Source organism: Streptomyces sp. NPDC003720 (assembly GCF_042875075.1).
Lineage (GTDB): Bacteria > Actinomycetota > Actinomycetes > Streptomycetales > Streptomycetaceae > Streptomyces.
This window is the reverse complement of sequence record NZ_JBIANZ010000007.1, coordinates 90,242-107,772: the sequence shown is the minus strand read 5'-3', so window position 1 is coordinate 107,772 and position 17,531 is coordinate 90,242. Positions and strand designations below refer to the sequence as shown.

16 protein-coding genes are annotated in these 17,531 nt (G+C 63.2%); 13 read left to right on the top strand and 3 right to left on the bottom strand.

The window, feature by feature from the left end:
• Nucleotides 1-72: 72 nt before the first annotated feature.
• Both ACFYU0_RS20380 and ACFYU0_RS20375 read right to left on the bottom strand, forming a co-directional pair.
• Nucleotides 73-249 carry a hypothetical protein gene (locus ACFYU0_RS20380; protein WP_389303023.1) on the bottom strand — a complete coding sequence of 59 codons (177 nt, stop codon included), beginning with the start codon at nt 247-249 and terminating at the stop codon, nt 73-75.
• Nucleotides 250-323: 74 nt separating this feature from the next.
• The gene (locus ACFYU0_RS20375) at nt 324-545 is read right to left on the bottom strand and encodes a CarD family transcriptional regulator (RefSeq protein ID WP_351666061.1); all 222 of its coding nucleotides are present in this window, start codon (nt 543-545) and stop codon (nt 324-326) included.
• Nucleotides 546-898: 353 nt separating this feature from the next.
• On the opposite strand from ACFYU0_RS20375, the gene ACFYU0_RS20370 reads away from it, so the two are divergent.
• The 6 genes from ACFYU0_RS20370 to ACFYU0_RS20345 all read left to right on the top strand — a co-directional run bounded on the left by ACFYU0_RS20370 (nt 899) and on the right by ACFYU0_RS20345 (nt 6,208).
• Nucleotides 899-1,780: a hypothetical protein gene (locus tag ACFYU0_RS20370; RefSeq protein WP_389303021.1), complete on the top strand. Its 882-nt coding sequence runs from the start codon at nt 899-901 to the stop codon at nt 1,778-1,780.
• Nucleotides 1,781-1,879: 99 nt separating this feature from the next.
• Complete coding sequence (locus ACFYU0_RS20365; RefSeq protein ID WP_389303019.1) at nt 1,880-2,317, top strand: hypothetical protein; 438 nt, start codon at nt 1,880-1,882, stop codon at nt 2,315-2,317.
• A gap of 318 nt (nt 2,318-2,635) precedes the next feature.
• Complete coding sequence (locus ACFYU0_RS20360; protein ID WP_389303016.1) at nt 2,636-3,394, top strand: DUF6928 family protein; 759 nt, start codon at nt 2,636-2,638, stop codon at nt 3,392-3,394.
• Between the two features lie 911 nt (nt 3,395-4,305).
• Entirely contained in the window at nt 4,306-4,773 is a 468-nt protein-coding gene (locus ACFYU0_RS20355; RefSeq protein ID WP_389303621.1) for a DUF4240 domain-containing protein, read from the top strand.
• A 175-nt stretch (nt 4,774-4,948) separates the two neighbouring features.
• Nucleotides 4,949-5,275, top strand: coding sequence for a hypothetical protein (locus tag ACFYU0_RS20350; RefSeq protein WP_389303014.1), 327 nt, complete (start codon nt 4,949-4,951; stop codon nt 5,273-5,275).
• Nucleotides 5,276-5,722: 447 nt separating this feature from the next.
• On the top strand, nt 5,723-6,208 hold the full coding sequence (locus ACFYU0_RS20345) for a hypothetical protein (protein WP_389303013.1): 486 nt from the start codon (nt 5,723-5,725) through the stop codon (nt 6,206-6,208).
• A 413-nt stretch (nt 6,209-6,621) separates the two neighbouring features.
• Here the strand turns inward: ACFYU0_RS20345 and ACFYU0_RS20340 are convergent, their stop codons facing one another.
• Nucleotides 6,622-7,338 (bottom strand): hypothetical protein, encoded by a 717-nt coding sequence (locus ACFYU0_RS20340; protein ID WP_389303010.1) that lies wholly within the window; start codon nt 7,336-7,338, stop codon nt 6,622-6,624.
• 396 nt (nt 7,339-7,734) lie between these two features.
• On the opposite strand from ACFYU0_RS20340, the gene ACFYU0_RS20335 reads away from it, so the two are divergent.
• From ACFYU0_RS20335 to ACFYU0_RS20305, 7 genes are all read left to right on the top strand, one after another.
• Nucleotides 7,735-8,382 carry a hypothetical protein gene (locus ACFYU0_RS20335; protein ID WP_389303008.1) on the top strand — a complete coding sequence of 216 codons (648 nt, stop codon included), beginning with the start codon at nt 7,735-7,737 and terminating at the stop codon, nt 8,380-8,382.
• A gap of 619 nt (nt 8,383-9,001) precedes the next feature.
• Nucleotides 9,002-10,177: a hypothetical protein gene (locus ACFYU0_RS20330; protein ID WP_389303006.1), complete on the top strand. Its 1,176-nt coding sequence runs from the start codon at nt 9,002-9,004 to the stop codon at nt 10,175-10,177.
• 867 nt (nt 10,178-11,044) lie between these two features.
• Complete coding sequence (locus tag ACFYU0_RS20325; RefSeq protein ID WP_389303005.1) at nt 11,045-11,716, top strand: hypothetical protein; 672 nt, start codon at nt 11,045-11,047, stop codon at nt 11,714-11,716.
• Between the two features lie 1,285 nt (nt 11,717-13,001).
• A complete protein-coding gene (locus tag ACFYU0_RS20320; protein ID WP_389303619.1) occupies nt 13,002-13,628 on the top strand; it encodes an SAV_6107 family HEPN domain-containing protein in 627 nt (208 codons plus the stop codon).
• The gene (locus tag ACFYU0_RS20315; protein WP_389303003.1) at nt 13,629-14,669 is read left to right on the top strand and encodes a hypothetical protein; all 1,041 of its coding nucleotides are present in this window, start codon (nt 13,629-13,631) and stop codon (nt 14,667-14,669) included. It abuts the gene before it with no gap.
• A gap of 866 nt (nt 14,670-15,535) precedes the next feature.
• A complete protein-coding gene (locus ACFYU0_RS20310; protein ID WP_389303001.1) occupies nt 15,536-16,117 on the top strand; it encodes a DUF4365 domain-containing protein in 582 nt (193 codons plus the stop codon).
• Nucleotides 16,118-16,319: 202 nt separating this feature from the next.
• On the top strand, nt 16,320-17,345 hold the full coding sequence (locus ACFYU0_RS20305; RefSeq protein WP_389302999.1) for a hypothetical protein: 1,026 nt from the start codon (nt 16,320-16,322) through the stop codon (nt 17,343-17,345).
• Nucleotides 17,346-17,531: the final 186 nt, after the last annotated feature.

Genomic DNA, 17,531 nt, shown 5'->3' with positions numbered 1-17,531 from the left:
CGCGTGACGCGCGGCCGGGTGATCGGAGCTGCGGGGGGCGGCCGGCGGCCGGCGCCCCCGTCGTTCGTGGCGCTAGGCCGCCTTGCGTCCCGGCGCGCGTACGGCCGGGTCCGGCTCCAGCGTGTCGTCGAGCAGCAGGGTTTCGTCGTCCCCGAAGTCGGGGGCCTGGAAGGGGTTGGTCGCCGGAGGCGGCGACACCGCCGCGGAGCGGCCGGGCTGCGCTTCCAGGGCGGAGAAAAGCGACGTCATGTCGATCGGAGAACTCTCTCTCGGTGCAGGTCCCTTAAGGGAACCTGGTTGTGCCGTGACCGGGCACAGCGGTCCTACAGCTTGGTCATCTTGGCGTACGGGCTCAGGATCCGCATCTGCGACGAGCCGAAGTCCACGAGCACCGCGACTCCGTCCTCGATGCCGACGACTCGGCCGAGGCCGTACATGTCGTGCGTGACCTGGTCGCCCACGGCGAAGTACTTGGGAGCCGGTGCGACCGGCGCCTTGAAGGGGCTCGTGGGCAGATGGCGCTTCGGCGCAGCAGGCTTTGTCATGGCTCAGTATGCGCCTTCGTTCGACCTGTTTGCTGTGGCCGTCGGCACAGATCCACACGAGCACCCCCACCCCAAGCCGCTGACCTGCGACTTCGACCCCACCGAAGCCAAAACTGAACCGCATATCCCCTTCCCCGGCACCGGCAGACGCCTACGGCGGCCACGGCACGGCACGAACGGCGGACAGAACGTGTCATACGGACCCCTGACGATCAGTGCCTGCGGCTATGTTGGTACCGCGAGCGAGCGCGACGCTCCGGGGGAGGTGCCATGGGGGCGAAGGCGGGACTACTCACGTACGCCGACGGCGACTTGTCGGGTCGTCCGCGGAAGATGGAGACGTCGAGCCCGGCATGGACCTGACCACATGGCTGGCCGTACTCGGCTTCATCACCGGTGCCGTCGGCCTCGGCTGGCAGATCCTGACCCACAGGCTCACGGGTGGAAGAGTCCGGATATTCGCCACCCGCGAGAAACTGGACGACCAGTGGATCGTGCGCGTGAATGTCACCAATGCCGGCCGGCTTGCCGCGTCGGTGGAGGGCGTCGCCATCTGGGCACAGGTGAACGGACGACGCCTCCGCAGGCTCGCCTGGCGAGCGGTGCTCATCGCGCGGATCGGCTGGGTGGATGCTCGTGCGCGGCTTCTCATCTTCTCGCCGTGCTTGACCTTCAGCGCCCCAGCGGGATACGCCGACCCTCGGGACCGGGTGCAGTTCCCGTTCGTTCTGCAGCCGGGACAGACCGTAACGCTGCCCACGTTGGGCATCACCTGGTCCGACGTGGACAAGCGGCCCCTGCGGGCGGCGGTACTGCTCGGCTTCGGCCCCCCGGTGCAAGTGGAAGTCCGGGATGTCGAAGAGCTGAACCCGTTCGTGATCTCAGCACCCTCGGGGAACTGGACCTTCCACCTCTCCGCGTTCTGGTCCCGGCCTCCGGCGGAGGACGACGAGTCCATCATCCGGCGCGCAATGCTCCACTCGGCATTGGTGGAATCCTTCCCAGAGCTGCTGCAGGACCTCGAGCGCTTGTCGCCGGCACCCGCCACCACCTCTCTCGTCGACCTCCTTCGGGAGGCCAGGCACCAGCGGGGCTCCGGGTTGATCGCTGACGAGCTGCTGAACACGCTTCGGCAGCGGCTGGACGAAATGGCACGGACGGGCCCGAGTTCTGTCGAGGTGGTTCGGGCGGCGCTTTCCGAGCTGGAGCGCTTCGAGCAGCGGACTTCTCAGTAGACCCCGAATGCGGGTAGATCTCTCGGACTCATGGCGGCCGTGAGCGGAGGGCCCGGGCCTCCCGAGGCCAGAGCTGGGCTCTGCCCCATCATGTGCTTCATGCCTCTGACCTTCGGCCCCGACCGGCAGACCCGCGAGTTCCGGTGCGACTGCTGCAACGCCCCCATCGAGCGGGCCTGGAACTTCGTGTACGCGGACGGCGCGCCGTGCGCGGTGTACTTCGCGAACTGCTACCACCACGAGGACCGGGACCACGACGCGTGGATAGACGTGATCTTCGGGACCTGGGGCGCCGGATCCGACCGGTGGGACGATCACGTCTCGTTCGCATGCCGGGTGGGACCGGTCGCCGGTCAGGACCAGCCCGCGTCCACCCTCGTCACGGCGGGACTCGCGCATCCCGACGGCCCGCTCTTCGGCCGCAAGCTGGACCGGGAAGCCGCTCTGCGGCATCCCCGCCTGGCGGAGTTCTGGCAGGTCTCGGACTTCATCCTGGAACACGACCCGTTGGTGCGAGGTCACGTCTACGGTCGCTGAAACGGCCCTCGCCGAGTACCCGGGCCATGAGAATGCCCCCGAGTCGCGCCGTAAGCGCAGCTCAGGGGCATGATCGCAATACCTACTTCTTCTTGCCCTGGGTCTTGCCGGGGATCTTGGTGAGCTGGGTTTTTGCTGGTCAGGGGCGGTGGGCTCGTGCACCTGGTGGTCGTCGTTGGTCGTCATTTGCCACTGTTGAGCGGCCGCGGACGGCCCAGAGACGGCCCAGCCGGGGGCCCTCGGGCTTCGTCATCTCGCTTTGTCAGTGGGGGCGGCTCTGTGCATCCGCCAACGAGGGCCACCCCCTGGGGAGGTGCTTTGGGAGCCAAGACGGGCTTTCTGGTGTACGCCGACGGCGAGGTACCGGGGCTGCTGCGAGAAGCGGGCACAGCGGACCCCGCACGCACGGCCGGCATGATGCGGCTGCTCTACCCGGGCTGGGAGATAGAGGAGAGCGAGGGCTCGACTCTCTGGGACGGCGTATACCCCCCGGAGGGGACGGCGTACTCGGCGAGCTGGCCCGGCGTCGAGGTCATCGGCGACCAGAGGGTGATGATCGACTTTCCTTCCCAGCTCCCGGAACACCTCGTAGCGTCGAGCGCCGGCCGGCGGCTCGTGCTGCACGCCATGCACAGCGTCGTGGACTGGCTCGCTTTCGCCGTATGGGAGGACGGCCGACTCGTCCGCTCTCTGAGCCTGTCCCCGGACAGCGGCATCATCGAGAACATCGGCGAACCACTCTCCTTTGAACTGCCCTACTGGGCCGGAGACCGTCCGGCCGACGTCATCCCCTGGCCGGACGCGGATGAAGAGCCGTACCCACTGCCGTTCCACCCCTTGGAACTGGGCGAAGACGCACTGCGCGCGCTCTGCGGCTTCGTACTGGAGGGCCACCCCGAGCCGGACGACATCGACACGGATAGCATCCGACTGCACGGCTTCCGGGTCCGGGACCCACACGGCCCTGATCCCGCGGAGCGGGAAGCGGCGCTGCAGAAGGCCGTGGACGCCATGGGCCCACCGCGCTTCTTCTCTCTGGGCCCTGACGGCTCGCTCGTCGAGCGCGATGGCCTCTAGCTCCGGACTTCTTCGTCCCGAAGCAACTTGGATGGGCGTTGGGCCCTGGGTCGCTGTGGCACCCACCTGCACCGATGGTCCGCAGGCGTCCGCGCTCGCTCGCTGGCGTACGTCGGCGTTGTCACGCAGTGAGACACTCGGTCGCTGCGGCTCTTCCCGCCTCGCAGTCTCCGAGGCGGACAGCAAGGCGTCCAAAGCCGCTCGAGCTCCGGCGATTCCACGGCGCCACTCTTCGCCTTGCAGGGCCGCGGTGTCCCACTCGACCACCGGTTCGGCGCCGGTCGTGCAGTAGCCGTAGACCTGGTGGGCCACCTCATCGGTGAGGAGTTCGTCGTAGTGGAACGTCCCCTCGAAAGCCGTCCAGGCCACTGCCCGGGTGTCTGCGCAGACACGTCGAAGTACTGCTCGCATGTACTCACGCAGATCGAGCGAGACGTCATCGAAGTCGAGGTCGTACGACACCAGACCGAGCCGCTCAACGGCTTCGGGCTGCTCCAACAGAGGGAACGGCAGGTAGGCGTCGGGGACCAGCCCCGCGAGGTGAAAAGCCTCCTTCGGCAAGGGGGTGTTGCCGGAGCCGATGACGAACACGTTCACCGAGACCGGACCTCGCCAGCACAGCATGTCGTGTACCTCCCCTGCCATCGCCTTTCTCCCACTTCCCTCCGACAGCCCCCATTGTGTGCACTGTCGTCTGCAGCCTGCCACCAGCGGTATTGCCCGGTGTCGGCGCCATCATGACCAGCGTAATCACTGCCGACCACCGCTTTAGGAGTTCGATCGACACCCGCCCCTGATGCCGCCGCCGCCAGGTCCGGCCGTCGTGCGGGGGCGCTGCCGTATGCCCCCGTCCGGCTTCGTTGATGTCAGCCGTGGATGTCAGACCTCTCTGGCATCCTGCGCCAGTGACCATGACATGGGCCGCCTTCTGGGCTCTGATAGCCACCCTGAACGGCGAAGCCACGGAGGCGAACTGCCGGCGCCTGGCCGAGGAGCTGAGCCGCCGTTCCGTCCCCGACATCATCGGCTTCGCGGAACGCCATGCCGAGGCTCTCTACCGCCTGGACCAAGAGAAGTTCGGGACGCTTCCGGTCGCTGACATGACGGACCGGAACGGCGAGCCCTTCCCGCAGTCTGCCGACGTGTTCCTGTACGCCCGTTGCGCTGTCGTCGCCGCGGGACGAGCCGTATGGGAAGGCGTCTTCTTCGACGTCGACAAGTTCGCGCCGTACACCTCGACCGAGTTTGACGGGGAGTGGCTGCTGTACGTGCCGGATCAGGCGTACGAACTCGCCACCGGGAAGGAGTGGGACCGCCCGACCCGGTACTGCTTCGAGAGCTACTCCAACAGGGCTGGATGGCCGGACCTGGAGAGCTGAGATGGACTACCGCTTGCTCGGGCACGACTGGGGCACGGCGCCTTCTGATCCGTAGCTCTAGAGAGAACGGTCGATCAGGGTCATACCGGACGAAGTTGAGTCCGTGGCGCCCACTGCTGAGCAGGGACGGCTGCTGTGGTTGCTGTACCTCGCTGCTGTACGCAGAATCACCCGCATGGGATCCATGCAGCCTCAGCTGACCTGGCCGTTTGAAAAGGAAGCCTTCCCCCATGACTTGCTTGCGATCATCCAAAGGACGGTCTCGGCTGGAGAGTTTCCGGCCCTCACTGTGATCCACGATAACGAGGATGACTGGCTCGTGAGCGACGGCGTCCACGATCCCAACGGCAGTGATGCCTCATCGGTCCTCCACCTCCAGCACGTCTTGGACTTGGACCCATCAGTTGCCCAGCTGGCCACCATGCCACCTGGATGCGTCGCATGGCGATCAACTGCAGCTGATGACTGGGTCATTGAGGAATGGACCTACGCCGACGACTAGCACCGGATCGGTAGGACTGCGGCGCAGGGCTTAGAAGGCGCTGGGTGCGTTCGCAGGCGCGTCCCCTCTGACCTGGCATTCTCTGGACGTCAAGCGCGGAGACTGGGCTCCGTCGACACGCATGCGACACAAGTGGCGTGAACGGACCATGCCTGGTCTCCCCGCCTCTGGCATGCGGCAGAACACAGCCGACAGAAACGGTTGCGGGCGATGTTGCATGCCGTCCCCTGCGCGTGGGGACGCCCTAGTCGAGAGCTAGCTCTTCACAGGTCTGCGTTACCAGGAGCCGGCGTCTAGGGAAGGCCGAGATCGACGGGTAGCCATGGGAGAATTATGAATTGGGGAACAATCGCTACGGTCCTCATCGGTGGAATTATAGGACTGAGTGGCGACGCTATTGGCAGAATAGGGGCTGCTCGTCAAGCTCGAAGGGCCCGAAAAGAGGCATTGGAGGATGCCGAGATAGCGCGAAGGCGAGCGATTGAGGACATTGATAGGACGGTGAAAAAGGATAGGGAGCGGCGTGCAGTAGAAAATATACTAGGTGCTTACCTTGAAAATCCCATCACCCTCTTGAATCAAGCGAGAGAGGAGACAATTGCGAGCATCGCCAAAATATGCGTGATATTGGGGTTTGAGCAGTCCTTTATTCTCGACCGAGATTTGCGCCACCGGATTGCTGAGATCGGTTACTTTCTGGATATCGCGACAGAGGACGGCGTGGCCGAATACTCGCTTGCAGAAGTGGGTTTCCTCTCCAGAAGTGAGACTCGGATGCTGATGGGAGCGTGGTCTAGAGGCGAGGATCTGCCAGACTCCATCGAAGGTTGGAAAGAGATACGGAATAGACGTCCGCAGATTGAAGCGCGATGGCAAGAGCAGCTGCGCGATGCGGGCTCGCGGGTGGTCGTACCCCCCCTCTCCGTCTACTGATCACGAGTCCCGTCCACCAGTGAGGTCGACGAAGCCTTCGACTCTGACCAGTCCAGACGCCGTGGGCCTCTGTCGCTATTGGTCGGCGTCGGATGACCTTGTACGACCCAGGGCCCGCTGGAGCCGATCGCGCTGGCCGGCGTATTCAACGGCACGTGCACAATCTGGCACGCAGCTGGGCTCGCACGACCTACCTAGCCTCGCTCGCTGCCGTCTGCCGTCGTTGCCGTCAGCGCTGCTGTCACTGCTGCGGGCGACGTCGCGCGAGCACCGCATTAGCAGTTCGATCGGGCAGGCTCTGCCGGATGGTGACGTTGTGAGTTACGAGGGATAACGGATCACCGACGTGCGCCGTCTTCGATGACAAGTGTGGATGTCAGGCAGCCTCAGCGCCTTACCAATGCTCTATGACATTAAGAATTTCCGCAGTTTGGGTGAGGTCGTGTCGTAGCCAACTCCCTATTCGGGATTTCCGCGACGAGTTCACCTGAGCGTAGGCGCTTTCCCCAATCCCTGGCCGACAATCCGATTCCTTCAAAGGAGCCGACCTCGCGAAGCGTGGTTCCGCGCGCCCACTTAGCCCCCTGGGCGTCTTCAAACGCAAGAGTCGTTGACACTGGCTGTTCAACGTCCGCATGATTCTTCTTTGCTATCTGATCGAAAGCCGAGTGTAGGGCCTTCTTGGTGAAGACTAGCTGCGTACAGGGCGGTAGGCTAGCTGACGCGTACTCCGCCTCAACTTCATGCACTTTCAGGCCGGACTCTTTTGCAGTGATCAGATCGGACGGCATGTGCAGGAATGAGAACCGCACTGTCAGCTGGTAGATCGCATCGGGTGAGCGATTGCTGACCACGGCAACTTCTTCTTTACTGGGTTGGCTGTTGCTGTACCAGAAGCCCACCTGTACCGCCTGCGACCGATGATCGCGTTCATTCTGAGCCCTATTGAGTGTTTGCTGGTCCCGCAGCGTCAGCCCCGTGTAGTAGGTGGCTACGGCTGAAATGACCAGCCCAACCACAGCCGCGATGGCCGAGGCAAAGGTGCCCCACGATGAGAGCCATGCGGCACGGTGCTCTACCGGGTCAGGTTGAGACGTTGGAACAGACCGAGCCGCCGAGCGCAGAGCCACACTGCGAACGATTGACGTTCTCCAACGCGGTGTGCGTGCCAGCCCGGTGGTGCTGGGCCGTTCTCGTTGCTGAGTCGCCGTTCGAGCCCGGACCCGCCGGAGTCTTGCGTGGGTTCCGGATGTTCCTGGCCTCTGACGCCGCGACGCCACCCTGCCCCCTTGGCTGCTCCCTGGTTTCAGAGGGGCATTATGCAGGAAGGCGGGTCCCCTCGACGGGTGTCTTCGTGGCCTGGGTCTTGCCGGGGAGCTTGGTGAGCTAAGTGTGCGCTGCTTAGCGGCAGTTGGACTGTGCGCCTGGTGGTCGTCGTCGGTCGTCATTGGCCACCGTCGAGCAGCCTCGGACGGCCCAGAGACGGCCCCAGATCGGCGAACGTCTACGCCTCTACGATGCTGGCCATGGGGACATCTGATTCCGTACCGCTCATACGCGCCTGTTGGCTTTCATGGCTCGCGGTCGAGACTGTCGATCAGGCGGAGGTGGTAAAGGCCCTCGGTTTGACGGAGGTACAGGAGACGAGCTGGGCCAACGGCGTGGAACTCATCGACGAGGTGGCGCACGACGAGGAGGAGCCGTTCTGCACCGTTGTCGTCACTCCGCCCATGCAGGGGTGGACCCTGGTCGTCGGACCGTACTTCGGCCTGCCCCATACACAGCAGACGGCGCACGTCACCCACCTGTGCCGAGATTTGAGTGCGCGCTTCGGTAAGGCCCAACTCTTCTTCCACAGTGAGCAGAACGACGGGGAGGCGTGGCTGATTGCCGAAAGCGGACGGATTCTCAGGCGTTGGATCAGTGAGTACCCAGAGCTCGCCATGGGCGAACCGTTCGGTGTGGAGCGACGACTCCTCGATGCCTACGGGATCACGGGCAAGCCCGAGCATCTCGATCCCGCCAGCGATCTGGCCGGCGACTGGGCGGCCACTTGGGGGGATTGCTGGGCCACGACGGTAGCAGAGGAGTCCAGCATCGATCCCACGAGCGCCGCCGCCGACCCAGGATCGATCAGCAGCATGCTGGTGGCAGCCGCTCCGACTCTCGAGTAGGCGTTCCTCTGCCACCACCGGGGGTTCCGGCGACCACCGCTTTAGGAGTTCGATCAACAGTCAGGATGCCCATGACGTTTGCAAGACCTGATGGCCGCGACCGACCGCGCCGGGATGTCCATGTCCGCTGTCGTTGATGTCAGACGTGGATGTCAGCATCGGGTCCGGGCAGAGCTCTGAGCCGCCGTACACCCCGTCCGACAACATCTCCCAGTTGTCTCCCAACCACGGAGCGCCCGCAGTCCCTACCTCAGGAGATCAAACAGCCCGCGAACGAGCCCTGAGCAGAGGCCTCCCAGGGCCGTCAACAGTACTTCGCGGCGCCCCGTCTCGCGTCGCTGTCTTGCTCGGTTCTTGCGTTTAGCCATGCCTCCGCCTTCAGGTCTTATCTGTGGTCGTAGCCGACCGCACAGCGCTGGCGCGACTCGGATCGGTCTCTCCATTGAGCGGTGCGGGGCGGAGTGGGTGGCGACTCGGTGCCACAACTTCCCTACTGCGCTGCAAAGTTGCTGCTCACGAGAGTGTGTGTCTACTAGGATCGCCACTCCGAGACAGAGCGTGCCACTTTGTGCCAGCAAGGGGATTGTCCATGAGGTCACGAGGCGCGAAAGGCGTGGACATGCCATCCGAGGACATCGTTCCTCCAGGGCCGGCACGTGACGTCCTCTCCGAACTGCACAAGCTCTACCTGCTTGCTGGCACCCCTGGGCTCCGAGAGATCAGCACTGGCATAGCAGATAGGGAAGATTTTTCGTCCACCCTGAATAGGAATCTAATTTCGAGAATCCTTACCGGAAAAACTGCTGCCAATGCTCTTCAGTTGGACAGTTTGGTTAGATTCTTTGCCGAGCGAGCGGTTAATAGGCTGAATCCCGATGAGGAAAGCGATCGTCTGCTCGCCCTGTGGATGGATGCGAACGGCGCCCCTCAGAGGAAATCCGACCTCTCCGGCCAAGGCGGAGATTCAGTGGAACTCGCACTCCGGGAGGCGAGTTCACAAGGCACGGCTGAGCCGTTGGTGAAGATGTGCACGAACGCGGACCCGTCAATTGTTCTGCGCGTGCTGGATGAAATCGGACGACGGAAATGGAGTGCTTTCCTTCAGGATGTGAAGAAATCACTATGCGTGACCTTCGCACCTCCGAATGTGCCAACACTTGTTGCTGAAATGCGCCTTTATGGGCACTACGGGTGGGATGCGCTAAGAGTGCTTGAAGGTTTTGGACGTGCCAGGTCAGTAAGTGAAGTTGCGGAACTGATGAGACTGCTTTGTGTAGCTGGCAGCACCGAGGATGCGGCGTCGGTCCTGCATGCGTTCCTGCGCGTCAGAAAAACTCATGATGCCGCAAATCTTTATGGAGCGCTCCTGGAGGTCGACGTGGCACCCTGGGAGCTGAGAGAACCTTTCTCGGGGAATACACCTTTCGTTTCTGATTTTGTTGAATTTGCGTCCTTGCTTGACGAGATGGGAAGGAGTGGCGCGGTAGTCGAGGCGATAAGTCATCGAATTAGAGTCGCGTTCGGACGTTCCGCTCCTCCCGTTGCTTTGCGGACATGTGTCCATCTCCTCGACGCTGGAATGGTCAATCATGCGGAGGATCTAATGGTGCTCACCCTGGTTAGAGGGGTGGAGCGCGACCTGAGCGAGTATTTGGCCAATGAGTCGGTTTCGCGTGAGGAAAAGGACGCGGTTCTAGACCTGTCTAAGCATGAGACTGTTAAGGGTCGGGTCCAGATAATTCTGGAAGCTAAGGATATCGCCTTGCGGAGACAGTTCGGTGTCGTTCGTGAATAGTGCAGGCTCCTTTCCGTGCGTGTCCAACGTCCTCGTCGGATGTTGTAGCCGAAGCCACCATGGCGCGAGTGCGGAAGGCCATCGAGCCCTCGCCGTTCACCCGTAGCGGGGCGCCCTCGACCAGGCGGAGCACTGACGTCGGAACGGGTTCGCTACATGGCTCTTCACCCCAGCCGCTTCCTGCTGGTAGCAGCAGGAGGCGCGGCGCGTGCCTGTGGGCCCACCCCTGGCTAGGTGTGCCGGCACCCGGGAGGAGTGCCCAGCGCGGGCCGATGCCTGCTGCGGATGAACCCATGACCTCTTCGTCCCGAAGCAACTTGGGCAGGGGCTGCGCCTGGGGGTGGTGTGCTCCTCACCTGCGTCGATGGTCCGTCCGCGTCTGCGCTCGTTCGCCGCTGTCCGTCGGCGTTGTCACGCAGTTAAACACTCACCCCCGACCGCGCCCTACTTCTTGCGACGCTTGCTGGCCCTCTTCTTCAGCTCGGCTTGGCCGCGCTTCGTCCAGTCGCCTTGGTGTCGGTAGCAGCGTGAGGTGCCTTTCAGCGTCTTGTTCTGGCAACGCCCTCCAGATGCCGTCGGCCAGCCGCACTTGCTCTGCTTCCATTCGCCCACCGTTCCCCCCGGTAGTCCGCTTGAAGATGCGGCCGGCACTCAGCGTGCAGCGTCGCGCAAGCACTGTGTAGGGCGCACAATCAACGGTGTGAAAGCTCCGTGCGCGCGCGAGTAGGTACAGCACGTCGCGCATACCAGCCTTCAGTGTTCGGTGGGTGCTCCAGGAGGCGGTGGACGAGGCCATTCACCTGCGCTCATGGTCGACTTCCCATACGCTACGGCCCACGGCATGCCGCCGTCATGGCCAGGGGGAGCATGGTGGAGCAGCTTCAGAGGCTCGTTGTCCGCTACGGCGAATGTGTACAGAAGCCCGTGCGCTTCCGTCCAGGAACCTGGCACCCGCGCTTGGCGTCGCATGGGGCGGCGCATGTACTCGATATCGGCGTTGAATCCCTGGGTAAGCCAGCCGGTGACCGTCTCGTCGAACGCGGCGACTTGGCTCGTCTCCGTGACCTCGCTGGTGATGACCCCGACGGCCTGCGTGACCTGTTCGTAGCTGTCATGGTCTGGGGCTCAGGCACCACCAACGGACGCGGGCCGCGGTACACCGAAGCGGCCCTGTCCGACCCGCGCCTGCCCAGAGTCCTTCGGACCACACGCCATGCCGTCCGAAGCGGAGACCTGAGCTGGGCCTACCGGCAGTTCGTCCTTAGTGGAGTGGGACGATCCTTCTTCACCAAGTGGTTCGCGGCCGTGGACGATCGTGAAGGCACATGTGAACGGGCCTTGATCCTCGACGACCGCGTCTTTCGTTCGCTGAACGCCCTCGGGTGGTCGAGCTGGAAGGCGGCGGGCACCCGCCGTTGGCCCACCCGATACACCACTTACGTCAGTGCCATGCACGTCTGGGCCTCGGAGCTTGGTGTCACACCGGACTGGCTCGAATGGCTCCTCTTCCATCTGAACGGTCACGTAAACGAGACCTGAGCTTGGGAAGCTAAGGGCGTCTAGGGCTTACCCCGAGGCTGAGCGGCGCCGGCGCCTGGTGCGAGGTCGGCTGGCTCCCCAGTGTCCCCCGTGGCTCTCCGCACGATCTGGCACGGGTCTGGCACGACCTCTTCGTCCCGAACTGTCGGCCGGACGGTCATCATGGTCCAGGACGCTGATCGTGGGGTGTTCGAAGGCCTTCGTCGGTCGACTGCGGTTGCGGTGGTTGCTGTACTCCGCTGCGGTACGGCAACCATCGGCCGATGCTCTCGGCTGCCCTGGTCAAGGACCTTCTGACGGCGATGGCGACCTTAGATGGGGCACGACTCGCACATGACGTCGAGCACCCTAGAAGTCATCGCCGCTGAGCTAGGGAGGATGGATTCTGGAGAGCCGGCAGTTCCTCGAGGCGCTGGAGCGCGTGGCCTCGCAAGAGCCGGACCGAGCTATGTGAGGTTTTCCAGACGCACCGGGGCTTGATTGACCGGGTGACGGATACCTGAGCCGGGCTCGTCGGACGTGTCCGGACATTGTTCGCATGTGCTGTGAGCAGCGAACGGCCCCTCCGCGAGGGAGGGGGCGCCTCTTGCCTGGGCCTGAGTCCAAGTGCTTAGAACGGAGGTAGGCGCTTCGGATTGTCTAAGCCGCTGACCTGGTGTTTTGCCGGTGGAGACTCGCTCCGAGCAACCGCCTTAGCCGCGTACTTACCGGAAGCGAGCATTCCGGCGGCATCGCTGAGCGCCCTGCTGCGGCACCCCGAGTACCACGCCGTTGACGGCGTCCGGCCTATTTGTGCTGGCCAGCATCTAAACGGACAGTCGGACACCTAGGACACCAGATGTCTCGGCAGCGCTACGGCGCAGCGTGGTTTGGCGTGTACGGGTAGCCTCTGCCCCGACCACGGGGTGTCGTCGGTAGCGACAGCGTCCGTGTGTGTCGGGGTCGCGGACGAATCTTCGGGGGTGCTATGACATCGGGCGGCGGGCGGCAGCGAGCGGAGCGTGCGGACCTGCTAGATGGGGTTGTGTCGGGGGATGTTGGCGGCAATGTCATCTACTTCTCGTACTCCCACACCTCAGACGAGGTGCCGGGAACATCCACCGCGGTAGCTCAGTGTCTCGCGGAGATCCGTCTACAGCTCGGAGCTGGGTCGGACGTGCAAACGGTCACGGCCATTGAGCGGTTGTACCGGGCTTTCGACGAGATATCTGATGTCGAGAGAGTTCCAGGGGCGGCCGTAGCAAGATTAGTTGACGCGCTGGCACTCACACGGGTCCCCGGAGCTCTGGTGCAACGACTCCAGGAACTGGTCGATATAGCCGCTACTGCGCGTGGGCGCCGGGGCACGACGCCCCCCGCTGCTCGGGAGCTGCTGGCACAGGCAAGGGCCAACCTCGAAGAGGTGGAGCTTTTGGAGAGCGCCAACGAGCGGTACGCAACCGCTCACCTGGCAGCTCTGCGCACCGCCGCCGCAGTTCTCGCTGTACGGGGACGTCCTGAGGAGCGACCGGGGCGTCGAAAGCGCATCCGTTCTGCCTGGGAGGTACTTCCTGAGATTGCCCCCGAACTGACTGAGTGGAGCTTGCTGTTCGCTGCAGGCGCCCGGAATCGCGCCCGTGCGGAAGCCGGCATCCAAGGCGCGGTCAGCTTCGCTGACGCGGACGAGATGAACTGGGCAGCCGGCATGTTCCTGCGGATTGTGGAGAGAACGGTCCTGAGCCAAGGTCCGCGGCACTCGCACCCGTTTGGTACGGATCCAGGGGCCTCGACGCGGCAGGCCAACGACGAGGCCGCTGAGCCGGGAGCCTCTCCATCCGAGGAAGCGGACTCTGCGCGCTTCGGCGACCTACCAGTAGGGCACACGCCGCCGGGCCCCCCGCTTGGCGATGATGATGACGAATGGGACGAGTAGTTGGGCGACATTGCCAAAGGAGTCCTGGGCGGAGGCTGGAGCCTGTTGGTCGGCTGGATCTTGCCTACAGCAATCAACCTGGGCATTATCGCCATCGCCATCGCCCCCAGTCTGCGCAACGTCCCGGTTATGGACCAGGTCTACCTGGCGTCGACTAGTACCAAGACCCTACTGCTGCTCACCTGTGCTGTACTGCTCGGCCTCGTCCTCAGTGCCCTGCAAAATCCTCTGTACAGGATCCTGGAGGGGTACCTCCTGTGGCCGCCACGGCTCTACGTTCGATGCAGCCGCCGCCACCGCGAGCGGCGCAACGACCTCACGGACCGCCTGATGGAGATGCGTCAGGCACGTCGAGCGGAGTCTGAAGCGGCACTGTCGCCTGAAGCTGCGCGGAACCGGCAGCGTCAAGCCACCCCGGCTATACCAGGGGCACGACGGAGGCCCAACCACCAGCGCACTGCGACGCAACAGGCGTTGTTGGCCGAACGCCTGGCCCGCTATCCCGTGGACGACGACCAGATCACGCCCACCAGACTGGGCAATGCAATCCGCCGCTTGGAGGAGTACGGCCACGACCGCTATAGACTCGATTCCCAGGTGCTATGGAATGAGCTCACAGCGACAGCTCCAGAGCAAGCCCGCCGCCAGGTGGACATCGCCCGCACCAGTGTCGACTTCTTCATCGCCCTGCTTTACGGACACGCCGTCCTTATAGTCGTGGCGATCTCCGCCATCTCGGCCTCCAGCGCCGATGTACCTACCCTGCTCGGTACGGCGGTATCACTGAGCGCTGCGGTTCCCCTCTGGTACAGGGCCGCAGTAATCGCCACCGACGAATGGGCTGCGGCCGTACGAGCTCTGATCAACCTGGGACGACAGCCCTTGGCTAGAGCTATGGGGTTGACCCTGCCACAAGATATTCAAGAGGAGAGGGAGATGTGGCGGATGGTCTCGCGGCTCTCCCGGACACGCTTCCACGAAAGAGCCGCCGCACTGAATCGGTACCGACGTCCGTTCGGCGGCGACGAACCTCCCGTGTAGGACCTACACCGCACGCTAAGGAGCTATTCAGACTGACTCCGTAGGTCTTTCGCTTCCTGGGTGAGACCGACCGAGGGGGCGGCTCCGGAGTGAATGCGCAGATCGCCCCTCGGCCCATTTTGACCTGCGGCACAGTGTGTCGGAGGGTGTCTGCGACCCGGAGTGTGTCGGAGGTGTGTCAGAAGCTGCGACCGGACCGGGCGTCTCTGGTGTGGGATCCGTGTGTCGATGCGCAATGCCTCTGGTGCCGCAGCCGGCGGGACTTGGCGGGACAGGCGTTCAAAAGATGCGGGCACGCCGTGGTGAGCCGGTCCGATCGACGGTGCCAGCACCGTGTCGGGTCGCCGAGTGCCGCTGCCGTCGTTGCCGTCAGCACTGCCGTCACTGCCGTCGGCGGCGCCGTGTGACCACCGCGTTAGGGGGTCCGATCGCTCCTTGGCCTGGTTGGGGCCTGCCCGGCGACAGGTGCGCACGCGGCTGCTGTGTGTTGCCGTCGACCCGAGGCGTTGATGTCGGCGTTGGATGTCACCGAAACAGTCCTGGCGTCGAGCAGACCTCTGGAGGCTCGTCCGGACGGTCGGCCCAGCGTGCCACCAGATATGCCGTCTGGTGTTCCTCCATCTCGCCCGGCGGGTTTGCCGGCCATCTGTCTCCTGTTGAGCAGTGAGCAAGCCGCCCGACTGCATCGGTCGGCTGCACTGAGGACAGACGGAGGTGTCGTCGGTCATGCCGCGCACCACTGGCGCTGAACCACGGATGTCAGCGCTCAGTTCTACCTTGTGACCATGCGGTGGATCGGGGATCTACTCAGACCAACCACCGGTGACCTATCCTGCCAGCCTCTGTACTCGGGCGGGGGGCTGCCAGTGGTGGAGCTGGTTGGTGCGGGCGGGATCGGGAAACCGCGCACAAGCCACATCGAAGCTGTTGATCCGTTGACGGTGACGGACATGATGGAGCAGCTTCAACAGGGGTACATGGCGAGCATCGCTGCGACGGCAGGTTGCACGATGGAGCTGATCAATAAGGACAAGTGGGGTGTTGACGCCCAGCTGATCAGGCCGCCGCACACGGCTCTTGAGCAAGAGACCATGGTCTTCGCGCAGCTCAAATGCACCACGCAGACCGTGCCAGACCCCACTAAAGGCTTCTTTAGCTACCAGTTCAGCAAGCGCCAGTACTTTGACCATATGGTGAAGGCTAGGAGTTATCCGAAGGCCATATTGATCGTGATGACGGCGCCTCCAAGGCAATCCGAATGGACGCAGGTCACGCATGATGGCCTGTGGACTAGACGTTGCTGCTATTGGGCATACTTAGAAGGCTTGGAGGCGGACTCCAAGGTCAAGAAGCCGACCGTCCGAATTGCGACTAAGAACATTTTGGACGCGAGGTCCTTGGTGAGAATCCTGGACAAGATTGATAGGGGGGAACCGCTAAATGGCTAATAGGCCCAGCGTGACGATCCCTTCGAAAGTCGATCCGGGTAAGCTCGCGGTCCTACTTGAGGAGGCTGGCTGGCGACCCGCAGGTGGTAGGCGCGGCGTCTATATGCGGTACCGTCCACCGGGATCCGAAGGCGTGGCTAGTCTCTTGGTTCCCCTCGACGTCCATGCGCCTGAGTTCGGTGACGTTATGCACTCTGCGCTTATGCAGATAGCAGAGGACCGCGAATCATGGACTCGGGTCATCTATCCACGCCTTGCTGTTGATGCCTCTGATGAGTTCAGATTTAGAAGAGAATCTGCAGCGCCCAGCGGATTCATTGATTGGCGAAGCGGCGAACGGTTAATCGAGTCCGCCCGCCGTACGCTGCTGGCGGGGGCTAAGTTCTTCCTGGGCCCCGGTCGGCATTTCGTGAATCGACATGGGCGCTTCGCAGGTCGCTACTTGGACGAAGTTCTCATGGGTCAGACGGCTCCGGGTAGCTACATCGTCACCGCCTACGCTCCGCCGTACGCTGGGATCTCGCTGTCAGGCTCGGGCGGAGAGATGTCGTCCCTACCCGATGTGGGCATCGCCCGTGCTCGGGAAATCTCACAGGCGGTCGTCCGTGCGGTGGAAGCAACTGCGGAGGCGGTGGAGCACTATCGCAATAGTGGATCGCTGTCTGGCTTTGAAGCTGGGGTGCCACGGGGCATCTCTTATGAGATGACCCAAGCCCTCTTGGGTATCGCCACCGATTCGGATGGCGCCGATATCACCGTCGAGTGGGATACCAGTACCCCAGAGCTGACTCCTGCAGCTGTGCACTTTGAGTTTAAGGGATCAGACGCGGAACCTCTGGGCAAAGCGGCCGTGAGACTTGCAGAGGATAAGTCATCTCGAATGGTGACTATGGTTGGCCGTGTACATCTACTCGCCAAAAAAGACGTGGGTAGTCCAGGAGTATTTGGAGTCGAAGCATTGACTTCAGGGCCGACAAGGAAAGTGCGTGTTCGTTTGGCTGACGAGGAGGACTATCACGAGGCCATCAGGGCACATGAGGAAGACCTGGCTCTGCAGGTTTCTGGAAAACTTGAGAAAGAGGGTAATTTGAGCTGGCTCTACAATGCGACCGTTATTCGAACGATGGGTCACGTGGACGAGTATCAGCGACCGACGCGATCCTCAAGGGACGTTTCGGTTGGACAGATAGATCTGTTCGATGCCGACGCGAGTCAAACGCCGCAATGATCGGGGTGGCCGCAGGGAGGTTCCGTGGACTAGTAGCCGCATCCAACCTGGACCGAGTGTCAATCCGAGACTTGAAACTGTTTCATAGCGATACTCAACGAGGACTAAGCGTCCGCCTACGGCCGCTGACAGCAACTAGCGAAAGCACATGGCGCGACTCGGGGGCGGGCAGGCAGCGATGCGCCG